Below are 18130 nucleotides of genomic sequence, written 5' to 3' on the forward strand. Positions count from 1 at the left end.
AATATAAATTGAACCGCCGTATACGGAACCGTACGTACGGTGGTGTGAGAGGGGCGAAAATAATCAACTTATTTTCCCTCTACTCGATTTTCGTTAAAATGCCTCTTTTTCAATAGCTGTTATAGCAGACAAAAGAACTGAAAATTAAAAAAACAGGTTTAAAATGATTAATAAGGTGTAATGGTGAGAGTGTACATAAATTGTGGAAAGGAGAGGGGAATTTGAAAAAGTGGTGGCTGTTCTCTGCGCTTATGGCTGTCATGCTTATTTTAGCTGCATGCGGAGGTGGCGGAGAGAACACAATGGATGAGTCGGCTAATGAAGAGACAACCAACGAGGAAGCAACGAATGATGCCTCTAGTGAAACGGATTCAGGAACAACCGAGGGAGAGCCGAGTGAAGGAACGAGCACAGAAGAACAGGCTCCTGAATCCCCAGATACGCCTATTACAACAAACGAAAATGGCGAAGTGACTGATCCTGTAGTTATTGACTTAAATGACAGTAATGGCGAAAAAGTCGCTACAGCTACAATGGAAGAGACGGATGAGGGAGTTTCGATCAAGCTGGAAGCTTCTAATCTCCCTCCTGGTGAGCATGGGTTCCATATTCATGAAGCCGGAAAGTGTGAAGCACCGGACTTTGAATCAGCAGGCGGTCATTTTAATCCCACGGATGCAAGTCATGGCATGAATCATGAGGAAGGTCCACACGCTGGTGACCTGCAAAATTTGGTTGTCGAAGAGGATGGAACAGCTGTCCTTGACACAGTCGCAGACAAAGTGACATTTACTGTAGGTGAAGAAAACTCTTTGTTGGATGAAGACGGATCAGCACTTGTGATTCACGAAAAGGCAGATGATGGGGAGTCTCAGCCGTCAGGCGATGCGGGAGCTCGTATCGCATGCGGAGCGATTACAGCAGAATAAAGAAACGGAAGAACCATCATGGGACTTTACTCTCCATGATGGTTCTTCTGTTTAAAGGAAATCGATTGAAAGCGTGTCTCGCTATTGAACCAGCCGTCATAAAAAAGCAGACGGTTTTCTGCCTGCTCGCCGGACAATGACAGAAGGCCGATATTGTTATCAGTGGCAAGAAGCCTTCCCTTCTCTGTTTTCAAATAGTGGAGGGTTTCCTGCCAGTGAGCATTCGATGGACATGAGGAAGGAGAAGGCTGGTTTAAGATCATGTAGTCGCTGCTGCAATAACGTGTAATGCTTTCTTTTTTACGTTTCGAGGAATTAAACAAAGCGATTGCTTTCATGAGCATACCCCATATGCCAGTGAAGCTTTTATTATTGATCGGGCTGCTTGTGAACTGAACAATGGAAGCTTGATTCCCGTCTCTTGCTTGCACGTTGGACGATACGGAGGAAGCATAATGGACATCACCCGACACAATGAAGCATCGACTCGGATTCCAGGTGAAAATCCAGTGAAGAAATTCGCTAAACCCTTTGCCGTTATACTTCCAGGCTTCATGATCCATCACCTGATGAACGGGAATCCCAGCGGTTCTCAAAGGATAGACATAAGAATCAAGTATAGACTCAATGACACCGATTCCATAGAAGGGGGCAGGAGAGGCAATGATCAATGGCTGCCCGCTTTGCCAGCCGCTTTCATGCAGCGAATGGGAAGCCCGCTTAAATGCATCCCGGCTGACGAGCTGAGGGCTGTGCTTTGTCTCGCTGACCATCCAGCCAATCTTAACGGGCTTTGGCATCATGTCATACGTTCTTTGTGTGCGGGTATCAAGAAACAAAGCCTTTGGCTCAGTTGGTGTTACAAAGTGCCAGGAATCATATTCCCACATGCTTGCTGTCCATTCCTTGTGTTCATTGGAAGCCGCATCCATGTCGCGAAAATAGCTTTTCATCTTCTCGATAAAATCATGATTAAATCCTTCTGGATGGTTTCCCCAGCCTTGAAAAGCCCAATAAGCACTTAAGCCGTTAGCAACCACATGTTCACCAAGCGCTGATTGGCGAACGCTCTCCTTCCATTCAGAAGAGAGGTTCCAATCGTCGGTAATATCGTGATCGTCGAAAATCATATAAGATGGCGTGTTGGCAAGCAGGCGGCTGATGCGGCGAAGTGAACAGGCAGAGGAGCATATTTCGTTCCATTGCTCCTTAAACCGTACTTTATTTGAGTCGTATTCCCGAAAGAATTCCTCGAGCGTATGTTCTTCGTCCCGAAAGGCGAAATAAATGTTTCCTTCTTCATCTTCTTCCTTAAAAGTGCGAAAGCCGTTTTGCAGCTGAATGAATTCCCACAACTGAGGGCTAAACGATAGCAAATACAAAGCAGCATATTCTCCAAACTGAATAAGATGGTTTTCTGCATGGCTGGAAGTGAATTGACAGAAGTGCTCCATAATGAATGTACGTCCTCGTGCTTGGAAGAGAGACCGGCAAAAAGGTTCCTGATTGAGCCGCTCATCAAGCAACGAAAGCTCTTCATCCTTCCCCATTAATTGTCTGCTGAGCTTGATGAGAGGAGGAAGAAGGGGATCAGCTACATCATCTGCATAGATTTGATCGCCCAAAAGAAAGAGGGAATGCGGTCGTTTGTCGAGCTGATCATATACCTTCTCTATACGGAAGTCAGCTGCGGTAAGGGCATCCCCTCCTTTTCCATGAAGCTTGCGGCAGGAGCCGTACAGGATATTAGAGGACTTTTGCCGGCTGATAAAGAAGGAAGGGTACTTTAAATTGTCATATACGATGGAGTAAGGAGATTCAGGAGACAGCATGCCGTAATCAGCTAAGTCCTTTTTTGACTCGCCGTTTGAAAGAAAGAGATTATATCCAAGCAAGGTATTGACCGGAAAAGGATCAGCTGCTGGCATAACCTGTATCAAATGGATAAATAGCTGTTGACCGAACTGGATACTTTTTGTGTTACTCCTATCACTTAGCAGGAAATGGCTGCAAGTATGGCTTTCCTTGCTTCCTTCAATCGTGAACAGCTTCGCTTCTATGTGAAATGGCCGGCTGGTAGCCAGCCAAATATAAACGCTATCTGGGCTGGTTCTTCGCAAAATAGGGCCGGCTAAAATGTCGGGAAGTTCCATCAAAGACACCACCGTGATTCTTGAATTTCCTACAGCATATTCAAGACAAGCTTACTCTGTGATAAAACTGTGATATTCCCCAGGCTCTGTCAGCTTTCTGCATAAAAAAGACAGCCTGCACGCTAGCGGAAAGGCGTGTGCAGACTGTCTGTTTGCAGGAAATGTTTATTCACTCGTTTGATCGTTAATTAATTGCTGTAAATAACGGACGAACAAGTCATCCTTAGCGAGGGCCGCCTCATAAGTCCGTTTCAAGAAGCGTTCGCCTTCTTGAAAGCTGGAGAATGTTTCTTTTAATACGTGCTGTTTATGTTTGATCAGCCATTTGTCTTCACCAGCCGGATATAAGAGAAAGGTGTCTCCTGACCGGTTTTCATAAAGAGTGCCAAATGGCGCCTCTTTCATATTATACCGGTTCCGTTTAGCGTCCTCTTTTAAAGGAGGGAGATGGAAGGTATCAGTGACAAAATGCTTATAGGCCTCTTCGGTGAGCTGGCAGCCTGATGCTTTGGCATGACCGCCGCCTCCATAGCGGCCGGCAACCTCTGAAACATCTACATGATCATGAATCGTACGGAAGCCCATCCGCTTTCCGCCAATGTTGATGATAGCAATGTAATCTAAGTGGGGATTATCCTTGCCCAGTTCATTTCCAAGCTCTGAGTGATAGGACTCAGCGTATACTACACCGGCAAATAATTCGTTTACTTTTATTTGCACAAGTTCACGTCTTTTGCGGCGGATATACCGCTCTGCTTTTGTTTCTTCCATATCAAGCAGCTTTTCTTCAAATTCATCGAAGAAAAAATGTTCATTTGTTTGCAGACGGTGAATCATCTTTTCTTCGAATTCATCAATCGAGAGAAGAAAGAAAAGTGCATTCAGCCTGCGGGCTTCTTCATTTTCATTCTTTTCCCATTCCCACGTATCATATTGTCTGACGAGCTCTACAAATTCACTAATTGCCTCCGAAGGCTCAATCAGTTCATATTTCTGCAGATAGCCGTAAAATAGGGAGGTAGCCGAAGTAAGCTTGCTTTCTTCATCCTCTACTATAACCTCTGCCCATTCATACTCGTTAAAGTGCAAGGCTGTTTTATGATGGTCCAGCAGCTGTACTTTTCCGCCAGCCTGATGGAATTCTTCCAGCTTCTTTTCGTTTTCCTCATTCACAGACAGATCTGTAATAATCAACGATGTTTTTGGAGAATCATTTTCTAGAAACCATTCTACTTCGTAGTTGAGTCCCGAAATGGAGTTGTAACGGATAGCGACGTCTTTGCCGAAAGCAAGCTTGGCCAGTATGCCGCAACCGACACCATCCAAGTCATTGTGAGATAGCAGCTTGTACATAATTTCACCCCTTTAGTAGACAGAGCCGCCTTTCACTATAGTTGAAAGGCGGCATGTTTAATGCTCCTTTTATAGATTACCCAAAAGCAGAGAACTTAAATGACTAACAAGAGACTCACTGCCATGACAGCCATTCCGGCAATGAGACCATAAATGGATAAGTGTTCCTCATCGTATCTTTTAGCGGCAGGAAGCAGTTCATCAAGAGAAATAAACACCATGATGCCTGCTACCGCCGCAAAGATAATGCCGAACATGACCTCGTTTAGGAATGGCATTAAGAATAGCCAGGCAACCAAGGCTCCGATCGGCTCTGAGAGGCCGGATAGAAAGGAGAACTTAAATGCCTTTTTCTTATCACCTGTCGCAAAGTAAATAGGAACGGAAACCGCAATCCCTTCAGGAATGTTGTGGATAGCAATGGCAATGGCAATGGCCACACCGAGCGAAGGGTCCTGCACAGCGGCTGCAAACGTAGCGATCCCTTCAGGAAAGTTATGAATACCGATCGCCAGGGCGGTGAATAGCCCCATTTTCATGAGCTGCGGCTGCTGGGATACAGTGACGGGACTAGCTAAGTCCTCTACCTTTTTCAGTTCATGGGGGTTCTTCTGTTTAGGAATCCATTTATCAATTAAAGCAATGAGAAGCATTCCCCCGAAGAAGCTGGCAACGGTAATCCAGTTTCCTAATTCATTGAATTCATTTGTCAGAGCATCTTGCGCTTTTACGAAAATCTCTATCATTGACACGTAAATCATTACTCCGGCAGAAAAGCCGAGCGCTATTGATAGGAACTTTGTATTGGTTGTCTTGGTAAAGAAAGCAAGGATACTGCCAATGCCAGTGGCGAGTCCAGCCATTAAGGTTAAAGCAAAAGCAATGATCAGATTTTCGGTCATCTGATTTCCTCCTTAAGTAAGGTAGCTTAATTGTCACTTATATATATGCGTGAAGTGTGAAAGTGCGCTTATCCAAAAAAAGTTTACCATGGGAAACATTTTATCGCAGGTGAAAACTATCCGTCAAGTTACAATGAATCAAAACAGGGAAACATATAAACACCGAAATGGCACGTTATGTTGCGCAGCAGAAGAAACGCTCTTCTTACAAATACCTTGAACACTTTAGATATAAACAGAGTATTTTATATATGAGCATATATTCATGAAAGGGAGAATTACAGGTGAGCCACTCTCATAGTCATAGCCATCATCACGGCCATCACCATGGATCAAATAAACAGGCGCTTAAGCTGTCTTTCTTTATTATTACAGCCTATATGATCGTTGAAGTCATTGGAGGGCTGCTGACGAATAGCCTGGCTTTATTATCGGATGCCGGTCACATGCTTAGTGATGCGACAGCGTTAGGCCTAAGCTTCTTTGCTTTAAAGTTTGGCGAAAAATCAGCGACCTCTTCAAAAACATATGGGTACAGGCGCTTTGAAATTCTTATTGCTTTTATTAATGGTTTAACCCTTATTTTGATATCCATCTATATTTTCTGGGAGGCATACAGAAGAATTCTTGCTCCGCCCGAAGTTATGAGCACAGGTATGCTGATTGTTTCTCTCATTGGGCTGCTTGTAAATATTACAGCTGCTTACATTTTGATGAAGGGCGATAAAGATGAGAATTTGAACGTGGGAAGTGCCTTTCTGCATGTGATAGGTGATCTTCTTGGTTCAGTAGGTGCCATTGCAGCTGCTTTGCTTATTATGTTCTTTGGCTGGCAGTTAGCTGACCCGATTGCCAGTGTGATTGTGGCTGTATTGATTATTATCAGCGGCTGGCGTGTAGCGAAGGATTCTCTTCATATCTTGATGGAGGGAGTGCCGGTCCATATTGATGTAGAAGAAGTGAAGAGAGCTTTACTCGCTTTGCGGGATGTACAAGATGTGCATGATCTGCATGTTTGGGCGATCACCTCTGATTTCCCAGCGCTTAGCTGCCACCTTATCGTCAGCAAAGAAGCCGATTACCCTCTGATTTTGCAACAGGCCCAGCATAAGCTGAATCACGAGTTTCATATTGAGCATACAACGATTCAATTGGATAGAGAGGACGGGTTCTGTAAAGGTGATCATTGTAACTGAATGATTTCGTACTTGCCTTCGAAGCTGTAAAGCTTTTAAGGCTTTTTATTTTGGGTTTCGGTTCAGATTTTCCTCTCTGATTCATATGAGTATAAGAGTAACTAAGTAAATTGAAGGGGAGAAAGGATGACTATTCATACAGTTCGGCAAGGAGACACAGTGTGGAAAATAGCGAATATGTATCAAGTGCCGATTTCAACCATTATGCAGGTAAATGGCCTTATGTCAGGTGCTCTTGTGCCGGGACTCCACTTATATATACCGGATAACAGGCTGCCGGAACGGTTTTATCAGGTGAAAGCCGGTGATACCTTATCACAACTTGCTGAAACTTTTGCGTCGACGGTCCCGCTTATTTTAGCGGCCAACCCGGGTATTGCTCCTAACGAATTGCCAGTGGGCGGTCATCTCGTTATACCAACGAATCAGCGGTACACGATGCAGACACTTGTGTTTATGGACGCTTACGCTGGAACTCCTTATACAGAGAAGCTAAGAGAATTAGCTGGCTCTATTACGTATTTAGCAGTCTTCACGTATTCCTTTACACGAGCCGGTGACCTGATTGAGGCGGAAGATGAGGAGATTTTGGCGGCATGCAGAGAAAACAACATTCGTCCTCTAATGGTAATGAGCAATTATGAGGAAAACAACTTCAGTGCTGAACTGGCGGCTGCTATTCTGCATGCTGAGCCGCGCACTGTGTTAATTAACAATATTGCTGAAACAATAGAGGAAAAGGGGTATGCTGGCGTCAGTATTGACTTTGAGTTCGTCCCGCCAGAACGTCGTCAGGATTTTACAGCTTTTTTGAAGGAATTAAAGCAGAAGCTTGGCAGCAGGATACTGCAGATAAATGCTCATGCAAAAACCGACGATTTTCCGGAAAACCGCCTGACGGGTTTTTTGGATTATGCAGCGATAGGGGAGATAGCTGATATAACAGCAGTAATGACGATTGATTACGGTTATGCGGCTGGACCCCCTGATCCTATTGCTCCGATTTGGTGGGTTGAAGAAGTATTGAATTATGCAACGAGTCAAATCAGTTCTCGCAAGCTTATGATGGCTATGAGCTTATACGGCTATGACTGGACCCTCCCTGTACAGGCAGAGACCAATGCGGAGATGATTTCCGTATTGGATGCACAAAACCGGGCGATCGCCAGCGGAGTGCCTATTCAATACGATGAACGGGCTCAATCACCGCATTACCGCTATAGACGGGGGCAAGCGGAGCATGCTGTTTTCTTTGAGGACATACAGAGTGTGAGAGCAAAGTACCAGCTGCTTCAGGAGTACAATTTATTAGGCACAACTTATTGGCGGCTCCGCTTTTCCTTTCCTCAAAATTGGGCGTATGTGGAGAGAAATATACAGGCGGAAAAGTGAAACAGATTTCCTCTTCTTGACAGAAGAGGATTTTTTAGAGAAGAAGTCGAACATCAAAGATATCTGCTTGTTTGTTCTCTTGTTGAAAAGAGGAAAGCTGGAATTCATTTAGAAAGAAGGTGAAGAAGCTGGTCGAATCCTCTGCTTATGCAGGTATGGTGATTCAGCTGCTGATCTCTATCCTGTTGCCTATTGGCTTAATCATTTATTGGAGCAGAAAAGGTTATTTTTCTTGGAAAGCTTTTTTCACAGGGATTGCTGTCTTTATTTTATTCGCCCAGGTGCTTGAAGCAGGTCTTCATACCGTGATGATTGACCCGGCAGGTCCATCGCTGAAGGTATCTGATAACCCGTATTTATTTGCATTATATGGCGGGCTGGCAGCAGCGGTATTCGAAGAGCTGGGCCGGTACTTGGCATTCTTATTTGTTTTGAAGAACAGCCGTGAATTTGGCGATGGTGTCTCTCTTGGTATCGGTCATGGCGGAATTGAAGCGGTCCTCATTGGTGCTTTCGGCGCGGTCAATGCGTTTATTTATGCAACGATGGTAAATGCCGGTACCTTTGAGACGGTCTTTTCTGCCTTGCCGGCTGATCAGGTAGCCGCGATCAAACAGCAAGTCATTGACACTGGTTTTTGGCTCTATGCGCTAGGAGCGGTAGAAAGAGCCGCTGCGATTATTATACAGATTACTTTCTCTGTCATCGTGTTGTTTGGAGTAAAAGCAAGGAAGTTTCAATATGTATTATATGCAATAGGGCTTCATCTTCTTGTTGACTTCTTTGTAGCTCTTTACCAGGTGGGGATCGTGACAAGCATCTGGTTAATAGAAGCCTGGGTCATAGCATTTGCCGGGCTGTCACTCTTCATGTTGAAAAAAATGAAAGAAAAGTTTCGGCAGACGTAAGAGGAAAAAGTTCCACGTGAAAACCTCCGCTTTATTCAGTTAACTGAATAAAGCGGAGGTTTTTGTTTTGCTCTTCAGTGAGGAGGGAAATCAAGCAGAATAGAGGAGGGAAAAGAGTGCTGCTGACGTTTTTATTCGCATTGGGTTTTGCTATTATCCATTGGTTATCTAAGTACATGACTTTTTTAGAAAATGTGCCGCGCAGCCGTTTACTATCCGTCGCTGGCGGTATTTCTGTTGCGTACGTGTTTCTGCATTTACTGCCGGAGCTTAGCCAGTATCATCGGGAAACAGAGTCCGTCAGAGAGAAAGGCGAGGCGCTTATGATGGAGTCTGAGATTTATTTATGTGCTATGGCAGGGCTCGCTATTTTTTATGGCCTGCAGAGAATGGTTAGCCAGTCTGCGAGGAAGCACCCGGGGGAAGGGGTGAACAGCGCAGTGTTCTGGCTGCATATGGCTTCATTCGCTTTGTATAACGCCCTTATCGGTTACCTGCTCATTCGGGGAGAAGAGAAAGGACTTCGGGATCTGCTGTTTTATTTTGTCGCCATGGCTGTTCACTTTATTTCAAACGATCATGGATTGCGGCAGGCACACGAGGAAATATATGATCGGAAGGGCCGTTGGGTCCTGTCGACTGCTGTGATTGGCGGTTGGATATTCGGTGTGTTAACAGAGTTGGATAAAAGCGTTGTCTCATTTTTATTTGCCTTTTTAGCTGGCGGTGTCATTCTGAATGTAATGAAGGAAGAGCTGCCCGAGGAAAGGGAGAGTAACTTCTGGGCCTTCCTTTTAGGGCTTGTCGGTTATTCTATCTTATTGTTTCTATCAACATAGTTAAAGGCAAAATATCCGTATAAAAAGGACAGCGTACACTTGCCGGCTGTCCTTTTCAATTAATTTTGCGTACGCTTAGTCTCTGACCTTCTGGCCCAGTAAGTAGCAAGCAGCGGTCCGGATATATTATGCCAAAAGCTGAAAATTGCGCTTGGAACCGCAGCGAGCGGGCTGAAGTGGGCAGAAGCCAGGGCAGCACCGAGTCCTGAGTTTTGCATGCCGACTTCGATAGACAGGGCTTTTTGGTCAGGGTAAGAAAGCTTCAACAGCTTTGCGGCGAGAAAACCAAACAAATAGCCGAGTCCATTGTGTAATATAACGACACCGAAGATGAGTAATCCAGATTGCATGATTTGCTCTTTGCTGCCCGCTACTACTGCCGCTACGATTGCAACAATCGCGATGACAGAAACAAGAGGCATGACCTCGACGCCTTTCTCTGCCTGCTCCTTTAAGAATAGCTTCACAATTAAGCCAAGAACAATAGGAAAAAGAACAATTTTAATGATCGAGATAAACATATCTGCCGCTGATACTTCAAGCCATTCACTGGCCAGTATATAAATAATGAATGGGGTGAATACAGGAGCAAGAAGTGTAGAGACAGATGTAACGGCAACAGATAAAGCCGTATTCCCTTTGGCCAGGTACGTCATAACATTTGAGGCTGTACCACCCGGACAAGAGCCGACTAATATGACGCCGATCGCAATTTCAGGCGGCAGCTGCAGAAGTTTTGCCAGAACATAGGCTAAAAGAGGCATCACAAGAAATTGAAGCAGTACTCCAAATAGCACGCTTTTCGGTTGTCTAGCCACTGCTTTAAAGTCGTCCACAGACAGCGTCATTCCCATCCCAAACATAATAATCCCCAATAGCAGCGAAATGTAGGGCGCAATCCAAATAAATTGGGCAGGGAGGAAAAAAGCGAGTACAGCAACGAATAATACCCAAATGGCAAATGTTTTTCCGGCAAACTGACTAACCTTCGCTAATCCTTTGATAGGATCACCCCTTTCTCACATAATTATATTATCATAATTTAAATAATAATTTGAAAGGTTAAATAAATCTATGGTATAAAAGCTGCGAGATATAAATGTATAAAACAGTTTAAATTTTCTAAAAAATAAATTAACATGAGGGGAAAGGGGGGCAGTATATGAGCACAGCTTTATCGACAGATACTCTTCCGTTTCCTTATTTTGTTGCTTCGGAGGATCAGCAAATCCTTTATCTTAACGATAAGTTACGTGAGTACCTTTCTCCAGATTCTTTACATAAATACATTAAGGAAGTTTTTGATGAATGGCAGCCGGTTAGAAAAGATGATCTCGTCCGAACAGTGTTGAATAAGCAGCCTTGCTTATTCATAAAGGAACCGGTCGATGAAGAACGGGTGATGTATGCAGGGTTCTTTTCGAAGGGAATCGTTGGCCTTTTGGATGAATTAGAAGAGCTCAAGCAGGCCAACCGTCATCTAGATGCCATTATTGAAAGCTCATATGATGGTATCTATATTACAGATAAGGATGGAATTACGCTGAAAACAAATTCAGCCATTGAGCGGATTACCGGTATCCCAAAGGAATACTATATTAATAAAAATGTTGCCGATCTAATGAAGAGAGGGATCCTTCAGACATCCGTGTCTGAACAAGTAGTAGAGAAAAAGAAGCCAGTGTCTGTTATACAATTGAATTATTCCGGACGAGAAACGTTAATGACAGGCAGCCCTATATTCAATGAAGACGGGGAAGTAGAGAGCGTTGTGACGAATATTCGCGACTTATCGGACTTAAATGAGCTGCAATCCGCTCTGCAGCAGGCAAATGAAATGAACAAAAGCTATCAGAAAGAAATTGAAAGGTTAAAGGGCCGGCTTTCTATCTCGGATAAGGATGTCGTAATAGAAAGCGAGCAGATGCGCCTTATTTACGATACGGCAGGCCGCATTGCCAATGTAGAAGCGACCGTTCTCATCTTAGGGGAAACGGGTGTCGGCAAGGATGTGCTGGCTAAGTATATTTATCAGCACAGCGAGAGGAGCAGGGCCGGCAAGTTTATAAAAGTAAACTGCGGAGCGATTCCGCCGGACCTGTTAGAATCAGAGTTATTTGGCTACTCAAGCGGTGCCTTCACCGGTGCAAATAAGCAAGGCAAGCCGGGGATGTTTGAGCTGGCAGACAAGGGCGTTCTTTTTTTAGATGAAATCGGGGAAATGCCCCTTAATCTTCAAGTAAAGCTGCTGCGCGTCATCCAGGAGCGGGAGATTCAGCGGGTAGGCAGTACGACATCGAAAATGGTTGATGTCCGCCTGATTGCAGCGACCAATCGGAATTTAAAGAAAATGGTGCAAAATGGCGAGTTTCGTGAGGATTTATTTTACCGACTAAATGTCGTGCCTGTACATATCCCGCCTCTTCGGGAGAGGAAAGAAGAGATTCTGCCGCTGCTGAATGTGTATTTAAAAAAGCTGAACAAAAAATACGGCCTGGCCAAGCAATTGAATGAAGAACTGAAGGCTTTTTTCTATCAGTATGACTGGCCGGGAAATGTGCGGGAGTTATCTAACCTGTTAGAACGGATCGTCTTGCTGAATAGGGAAAATATGCTCGGCTTGGAGCATCTGCCTGCTGAGTATCAAGCGAAACCGGAGCCGCCTGCCTCAAGCAGCAAACCAATTATGACATTAAAACAAGCAGCCGAAGAAGCAGAGCAACACGTATTAAGAAAAGCGGCTGAAAAGTATAAAACAACCTACGAAATAGCTGAAGCGCTAGAGACAAGTCAGCCGACGGTTGTTCGAAAAATGAAAAAGTATGGCATAAAGATTGAAATATAAAAAAGCTATCTCGAAAGATAGCTTTTTCCTTTGATAAATAGAGCATTTGATTCAAGAATAAATCATTGATACAAAACTGAATCAACACAGGGAAGCTAAAAGGAGACACTCTTGATACAAAATTGAATCGAAATATCCAAAAAGTTAAATTTTTCTAACTATTTCCCTGTATTTGACTGGCACACTACTTGCTATATAAGTAGCAAGTACAAATAAAGGGGAGGCATTCAAATGGTTGAAACAATGGCACTGGAATTAGAGCAAATGAAACAGATGATTAGAAGTTTTGTAGATAATGAGGTCGAGCCGTTAGCACAGCAAATAGAAGAGGAAGACCGCATTCCTAAGAGCTTGATTGAACAAGCGAAAGAATTAGGACTGTTCGGCATGAGCATCCCGGAGGAGTATGGCGGCATCGGATTGAATACTGTTGGCAAAGCAATGGTGCTTGGAGAGCTGGGGCGCTCCAGTAACGGATTTGCAACGGTGATTAGCGCTCATACAGGGATTGGCAGTGTAGGACTTGTGAGGCTCGGGTCGGAAAGACTGAAGGAAAAGTATTTGCCTGATATGGCAGCCGGCAACAAAATCGGCGCCTTCGCCTTATCAGAACCTAGTGCAGGCTCAGATGCGACCAATCTATCCACTACAGCGGTGAAACGGGGAGATAAGTGGGTTTTAAATGGAACGAAGCACTTTATCACAAACGCTCCGATTGCTGATGTATTCACAGTATTTGCTTTGACAGATAGAGAGAAAGGGGCAAAAGGAGGGATTACCTCGTTTTTGGTGGAGAAAGACTTTCCTGGCTTTACAGTTGGAAAGCTGGACAAAAAGATGGGGCTGAAAGGTTCTCATACGGCCCAGCTGATTTTCGAAGATTGCGAGGTACCAGAAGAAAATGTCATTGGTGAAGTTGGCATGGGATACATGTCAGCTCTGAAAATTCTTGGAGAAGGCCGCGTTGGCTTGGCAGCTAGAGCAGTAGGGTCCGCTGAGAAGCTGATAGAGCTTTCCGCTTCATATGCACAGGAGCGCAAGCAATTTGGAAAGCCTATTGCAGACAACCAGGCAATTCAATGGATGCTCGCAGATATGGCGACAGAAACAGAAGCGGCCCGTATGCTGATGATGAAAGCGGCCCATATGATCGATGATGGAAAGAAAGCGATTAAAGAAGCATCTATGGCCAAGCTGTATGCTTCCGAAGTCTTTAACCGGGTAGCGGATAAAGCTGTTCAGATCCATGGCGGCATGGGATATGTAGCTGATTATCCGGTAGAGAGATTTTATCGGGATGCACGGATCACTAAGATTTACGAAGGGACGAGTGAAGTACAGCGCATGTTAATTGCTAGACATGTATTAAGTGAAAATGCGAACTAACAACAGCACATATACCCGATCATTATTCATTCAATGTCCATACAATACGGAGGAAAAGACCATTTGAACTGGCAGGGCTGCTAAGAGAGGGGATGCGAGAGATCTCAAACTTTATATACAGCCCAGCCCGTTCTTGTAAAGGATGCCGTGTGGGAGCGTACCGCTCATTAGGCGGCCAGACAAAGCATTCGCATGACATACCCATGGCTTAATAGCCTATGAAATGAATAGAAGGCAATGGCTGGTGAGATTGAGGAAGGTTATGGAGATAGATTCATTTACCGGCATTTTTTAGACGAAATGAGGGATTATAATGCGTTGGGTAGTTCTCGTCCTCTTGTTTTTTGGTATGATCATTAACTTTGCTGACAAATCCATTATCGGGCTTGCGGCCGTGCCGATAATGGAAGACTTAAATCTTTCCTATGCACAGTGGGGCATTGTAGGGAGCAGCTATTACTGGCTATATCCGGTGACAGGGATTTTTGGAGCAGCTTTAGCAGACCGAATCGGTGCGAAAAAAATGCTCGGATTTCTAATGCTGACGTGGGCGGTTTTACAATTTGGCGTGCTGGCAATTGCTGCCTTGCCATTTCTGGTCCTTTACCGTGTCCTGCTAGGAGCATTTGAAGGACCGTTTAGCCCAGTCGCTTATAGCCATGCACATAAATGGTTCCCGCCAAAGCTTCGCGGGTTTGCTAACTCTGTTGTTGTATCGGGTGCTACAGTGGGAGCGATGATCGTAGCCCCTCTACTTGTTGCCCTAATTGAAATACTCGGATGGAAGATGGCTTTTGCTGCTTTAGGAGCAGCAAGTATTGTCTGGGCAGTCGCTTTTCAGCTGCTGACAAAAGAAAGCCCGGCTGAAGTGTACGAACAGGCAAAGCAGAAACAAACAAAAAAATTAGAAAAGCTGGATATAAAAGCTTTTCTTCTATTATTAGCCTCACCTGCCGCTCTGTTTACGACACTTGCTTATTTTTCAACTTATTGTCTTGTTGTTTGGTTTTCAGTTTGGCTGCCTATTTACCTTGTTGAAGTCATTAACATGACGGCTGGCCAGATGGGGATGGCTGTAGCCGTTATAGGGATCGCCTCTACATTGATTTATATCGGTGTGTCCTCTTTGTCAGATTATTTGTTTAAAAGGAATCAAAATTGGCGTCTTTCACGTGTATTTGTAGTAGCTGCCTCAATGATTGCCGGGGCTTTGTGTATGACCTCTATTCTTGCCTTTCAGCATCCGGTTTGGGTAATTGCGGCGATGTGTTTAGCAAAAGGACTAACTTATACGATCCTGCCGATCGGCCCAACGATCATGATTAATGAAATGCCTGAGAGAGGGGGGTTAATGACGAGTATTTTAACCTCTTCAGGTAACGTTGCAGGAATTGTTGCCCCGGCTTTAACCGGTTTTATTATTAGCTTGACCCCGTCAAATGAAGTGTTTGGCCATAACCTTTCTATTCTTTTTATGGCTGTGCTTATTCTAGTATTTTCTGCATTATTCCTATACTTCGTTAAACCGGCAACGAATGTAGAGGGGGAGGGACAAGCAGAGGGAGAAGATCTGCTTCAGAAGTCTAACTAGCAGATAAAAATGATATGGAGGTGAAGCCATTGCAAAAAATACAACAGCAGCCTTGGCAGAAATATTACAGTGATGCGGAGTTGAATTTAGAATTGCCCGAAGTATCGCTTTATAGCCTGTTACATGAATCAGCAGTTAAATACGGAGACCGGCCTGCCATTACTTTTAACGACAAGGTGATTACCTATGGAGAATTGAAAAAGCGGGTGGACTGCTTGGCAAGCAGCTGGAAAAGCCTGAATTTCCAAAAAGGAGAACGGATTGGTTTAGCGGTCGGTAATCATCCCGACTATATTACAGCTTACTATGCTGCGCATGCATTAGGGTTAATTGTTGTTCAAATTAACCCAGCCTATACGCCGAGAGAGCTGCTTCAAATTTTAGACGATGCCCGTGCGTCCTATATTGTGGTGAATTCACGTTCTCTGCAAACAATTCAAGAGATTTCGGATTTTTACACATGTAAGTACATCATTGGATCGCAAATCGATGAAGAAGAGATGTCCATTTTACATATGGAAAAGTTGATTGCGTCCGGTGAGCCGCTAGAAGCACCTGAACCAATAGAAGCAAAAGAAGATGTAGCAGTTATTCAATATACGGGAGGAACGACGGGCAAGACGAAAGGTGCGATGCTTACGCACTTTAACCTCATGACGAATGTCATACAATGCTTTTCCATGTATAAGGAAAAAATTATCCTTGGTGAAGAAACCGTCCTGGCCGTTACACCGCTTTACCATGTGTATGCGATGACCGGTGCTATGAATCTAGGTTTATATATAGGAGCGAATCTCTTAGTCATTGAAAAATTCGACACGGATGAAGTATTAGAAAAGGTCAAAGAGTACCGTCCGACTATGTTCTCGGGTGTACCAAAAATGTATATTACATTCGTCAATCATCCAAAGATATGTGAGTATGGGTTGGATTCGCTGAAGATATGCTCCTCAGGTTCTGCCCCGCTGCCGATAGAGGTTATCAAAAAGTTTGAGGACATAGCGGGCACGAAAATCTTCGAAGGTTTCGGGATGTCTGAAACCTCACCGACCACTCACCGCAATCCGGTGCACGGCGAGAGGAAGGTAGGAAGTATCGGTATTCCCGTGCCAGGCACGGATTGCCGCATCGTCGATTCAGATCACAACGAGCTCGGGCCTAATTATGTTGGTGAGCTCCTTATTAAAGGGCCACAAGTCATGAAGGGCTATTGGAATAACGAGTCGGAGACGAAGCAGGCTTTACAAAGCGGCTGGATGCATACGGGAGATTTAGCAACAATGGACGAGGATGGCTATTTCTATATTGTAGGGCGAAAAAAAGAAATGATTATTTTCGGCGGCTTTAATGTATACCCGCCAGAAATTGAAAGCATTCTTTATGAGCATGAAGATATTAAAGAAGCAGCTGTCGTTGGACTTCCTCATGACACTCATGGAGAGATTGTAAAAGCTTATATCGTGCCGAAAGAAGGCCGTCTTATTGATGTAGATGATCTACAAAACTATTGTTATGCGAAGCTGACGCCTTATAAAGTTCCGAAAGTATTTGAAATAAGAGATAGCCTCCCGAGAAATGGAGTGGGAAAGCTATTAAAAAGGCTGCTTGTAAAAGAGGAGATGGAAAGGAGAGAGGAAGAAAATGAACGGTCAGACAATTGAAAAAGCAGGTGTGATCGGTTCTGGGGCAATGGGTTCACAAATTGCTATGGTCTGTGCGCTCGCTGGTTATCCCGTGGTTTTGCAGGATATTGATGAGGGCAGCTTGCAAAGAGCAAAGCAGCTGCTGCAGGAACAGATGGATAAACGGATAAAGAAAGGCCGGCTCACGGCAGAGGAAGCTGGACAGGCCTTTGGAAGAATCTTATTTACAACTGAGCCGGAGCAGCTAAGAGAAGTAACTATCGTGATTGAAGCGATTGTGGAAAAGCTGGAGGTCAAACGAGAGCTGTTTGCTGAGCTTAGTCGTATCGTCAGTCCGGAGACCATTTTAGGAACAAACAGTTCAACTATTGTCAGCTCCAAAATCGCTGATGCGGTCAGCTATCCGGAGAGAGTATGCAATATTCACTTCTTCAATCCAGCCCTTGTCATGGAGCTCGTTGAAGTCGTGAAAGGGCCCCATACTTCTTTACAGACGGCCGAGACTGCAGTCGAGTTTGTCCGCTCCATTGGCAAGACACCGGTATTGCTAAAGAAGGAGATATCAGGATTCATTGCCAACCGTATTCTAGGAAAGCTGACGGATGAAGCGTTGTTTCTTTTAGAAAACGGCTATGCAACACATGAGGAAATTGATCTTGTTTGCACAAAAGCACTAAACCATCCAATCGGGCCTTTTTCATTAATGGATTTAACTGGTCTAGATGTGAATTACTTTGTTCGAATGCAGCGGTACCAGGAGAGCGGGAATGAAGGGGACAAGCCATCAAAAATTGTGCAGGAAAAAGTGGAACGAGGCGAGCTGGGAAGGAAATCAGGCAAAGGCTTTTACGAATACGATGAGCAAGGAAAGAAAGTGGGGGCGAGAGTATGAATATTTATGTCTTACTAAAAAGAACATTTGATACAGAGGAAAAAATCAATATTCAAGGCGGAACCATACAGGAAGACGGTGCTGAGTTTATTATCAATCCA

General features: G+C 44.4%; 14 protein-coding genes and 1 pseudogene. 11 read left to right on the top strand and 4 right to left on the bottom strand.

Annotated features, from left to right (window positions below):
* The first annotated feature begins 221 nt into the window (after positions 1 to 221).
* A complete protein-coding gene (locus QY97_RS17210) occupies positions 222 to 929 on the top strand; it encodes a superoxide dismutase family protein (protein ID WP_039233865.1) in 708 nt (235 codons plus the stop codon).
* A 26-nt stretch (positions 930 to 955) separates the two neighbouring features.
* On the opposite strand, the gene QY97_RS17215 is transcribed toward QY97_RS17210, so the two are convergent.
* The 3 genes from QY97_RS17215 to zupT form a co-directional block, all read right to left on the bottom strand.
* Positions 956 to 3082, bottom strand: a complete 2127-nt coding sequence (locus QY97_RS17215; protein WP_046128603.1) for a metallophosphoesterase family protein — start codon at positions 3080 to 3082, stop codon at positions 956 to 958.
* Between the two features lie 165 nt (positions 3083 to 3247).
* Positions 3248 to 4435: a DHH family phosphoesterase gene (locus QY97_RS17220; RefSeq protein WP_039233867.1), complete on the bottom strand. Its 1188-nt coding sequence runs from the start codon at positions 4433 to 4435 to the stop codon at positions 3248 to 3250.
* Positions 4436 to 4530: 95 nt separating this feature from the next.
* Entirely contained in the window at positions 4531 to 5337 is an 807-nt protein-coding gene (zupT, locus tag QY97_RS17225) for a zinc transporter ZupT (protein WP_039233874.1), read from the bottom strand.
* Positions 5338 to 5621: 284 nt separating this feature from the next.
* On the opposite strand from zupT, the gene QY97_RS17230 reads away from it, so the two are divergent.
* The 4 genes from QY97_RS17230 to QY97_RS17245 all read left to right on the top strand — a co-directional run bounded on the left by QY97_RS17230 (position 5622) and on the right by QY97_RS17245 (position 9672).
* Complete coding sequence (locus QY97_RS17230) at positions 5622 to 6533, top strand: cation diffusion facilitator family transporter (protein ID WP_039233877.1); 912 nt, start codon at positions 5622 to 5624, stop codon at positions 6531 to 6533.
* A gap of 126 nt (positions 6534 to 6659) precedes the next feature.
* A complete protein-coding gene (locus QY97_RS17235) occupies positions 6660 to 7925 on the top strand; it encodes a glycosyl hydrolase family 18 protein (protein ID WP_039233880.1) in 1266 nt (421 codons plus the stop codon).
* Positions 7926 to 8044: 119 nt separating this feature from the next.
* Positions 8045 to 8833: a YhfC family intramembrane metalloprotease gene (locus QY97_RS17240; protein ID WP_229731604.1), complete on the top strand. Its 789-nt coding sequence runs from the start codon at positions 8045 to 8047 to the stop codon at positions 8831 to 8833.
* Between the two features lie 116 nt (positions 8834 to 8949).
* On the top strand, positions 8950 to 9672 hold the full coding sequence (locus QY97_RS17245) for a hypothetical protein (RefSeq protein WP_082090042.1): 723 nt from the start codon (positions 8950 to 8952) through the stop codon (positions 9670 to 9672).
* A gap of 59 nt (positions 9673 to 9731) precedes the next feature.
* On the opposite strand, the gene QY97_RS17250 is transcribed toward QY97_RS17245, so the two are convergent.
* The gene (locus tag QY97_RS17250) at positions 9732 to 10676 is read right to left on the bottom strand and encodes a bile acid:sodium symporter family protein (RefSeq protein ID WP_039233882.1); all 945 of its coding nucleotides are present in this window, start codon (positions 10674 to 10676) and stop codon (positions 9732 to 9734) included.
* A gap of 158 nt (positions 10677 to 10834) precedes the next feature.
* Here QY97_RS17250 and QY97_RS17255 point away from each other — a divergent pair, with 158 nt between their 5' ends.
* From QY97_RS17255 to QY97_RS20330, 6 genes and pseudogenes are all read left to right on the top strand, one after another.
* Positions 10835 to 12517 carry a sigma-54 interaction domain-containing protein gene (locus QY97_RS17255; RefSeq protein WP_039233885.1) on the top strand — a complete coding sequence of 561 codons (1683 nt, stop codon included), beginning with the start codon at positions 10835 to 10837 and terminating at the stop codon, positions 12515 to 12517.
* A gap of 231 nt (positions 12518 to 12748) precedes the next feature.
* Positions 12749 to 13903, top strand: coding sequence for an acyl-CoA dehydrogenase family protein (locus QY97_RS17260; RefSeq protein ID WP_039233887.1), 1155 nt, complete (start codon positions 12749 to 12751; stop codon positions 13901 to 13903).
* Between the two features lie 313 nt (positions 13904 to 14216).
* Positions 14217 to 15494, top strand: a complete 1278-nt coding sequence (locus QY97_RS17265) for an MFS transporter (protein WP_052729012.1) — start codon at positions 14217 to 14219, stop codon at positions 15492 to 15494.
* A 29-nt stretch (positions 15495 to 15523) separates the two neighbouring features.
* Positions 15524 to 17155, top strand: coding sequence for a long-chain-fatty-acid--CoA ligase (locus QY97_RS17270; RefSeq protein WP_052729013.1), 1632 nt, complete (start codon positions 15524 to 15526; stop codon positions 17153 to 17155).
* Positions 17136 to 18029 (top strand): 3-hydroxyacyl-CoA dehydrogenase family protein, encoded by an 894-nt coding sequence (locus QY97_RS17275; RefSeq protein ID WP_039233890.1) that lies wholly within the window; start codon positions 17136 to 17138, stop codon positions 18027 to 18029. The genes QY97_RS17270 and QY97_RS17275 overlap by 20 nt, the downstream gene beginning before the upstream one ends.
* Positions 18026 to 18130: pseudogene (locus tag QY97_RS20330) on the top strand (electron transfer flavoprotein subunit beta); the annotation flags it as partial. The gene QY97_RS17275 and the pseudogene QY97_RS20330, both read left to right, overlap by 4 nt.

This window comes from Bacillus thermotolerans, assembly GCF_000812025.2.
Classification (GTDB): Bacteria; Bacillota; Bacilli; order Bacillales; family Domibacillaceae; genus Quasibacillus; species Quasibacillus thermotolerans.

Bases quoted from the DNA above. Each gene is read 5' to 3' on its own strand.
- QY97_RS17215 (WP_046128603.1), bottom strand. From the start codon at position 3,082: ATGGAACTTCCCGACATTTTAGCCGGCCCTATTTTGCGAAGAACCAGC.
- QY97_RS17220 (WP_039233867.1), bottom strand. From the start codon at position 4,435: ATGTACAAGCTGCTATCTCACAATGACTTGGATGGTGTCGGTTGCGGC.
- zupT (WP_039233874.1), bottom strand. From the start codon at position 5,337: ATGACCGAAAATCTGATCATTGCTTTTGCTTTAACCTTAATGGCTGGA.
- QY97_RS17235 (WP_039233880.1), top strand. From the start codon at position 6,660: ATGACTATTCATACAGTTCGGCAAGGAGACACAGTGTGGAAAATAGCG.
- QY97_RS17255 (WP_039233885.1), top strand. From the start codon at position 10,835: ATGAGCACAGCTTTATCGACAGATACTCTTCCGTTTCCTTATTTTGTT.
- QY97_RS17260 (WP_039233887.1), top strand. From the start codon at position 12,749: ATGGTTGAAACAATGGCACTGGAATTAGAGCAAATGAAACAGATGATT.
- QY97_RS17265 (WP_052729012.1), top strand. From the start codon at position 14,217: ATGCGTTGGGTAGTTCTCGTCCTCTTGTTTTTTGGTATGATCATTAAC.
- QY97_RS17275 (WP_039233890.1), top strand. From the start codon at position 17,136: ATGAACGGTCAGACAATTGAAAAAGCAGGTGTGATCGGTTCTGGGGCA.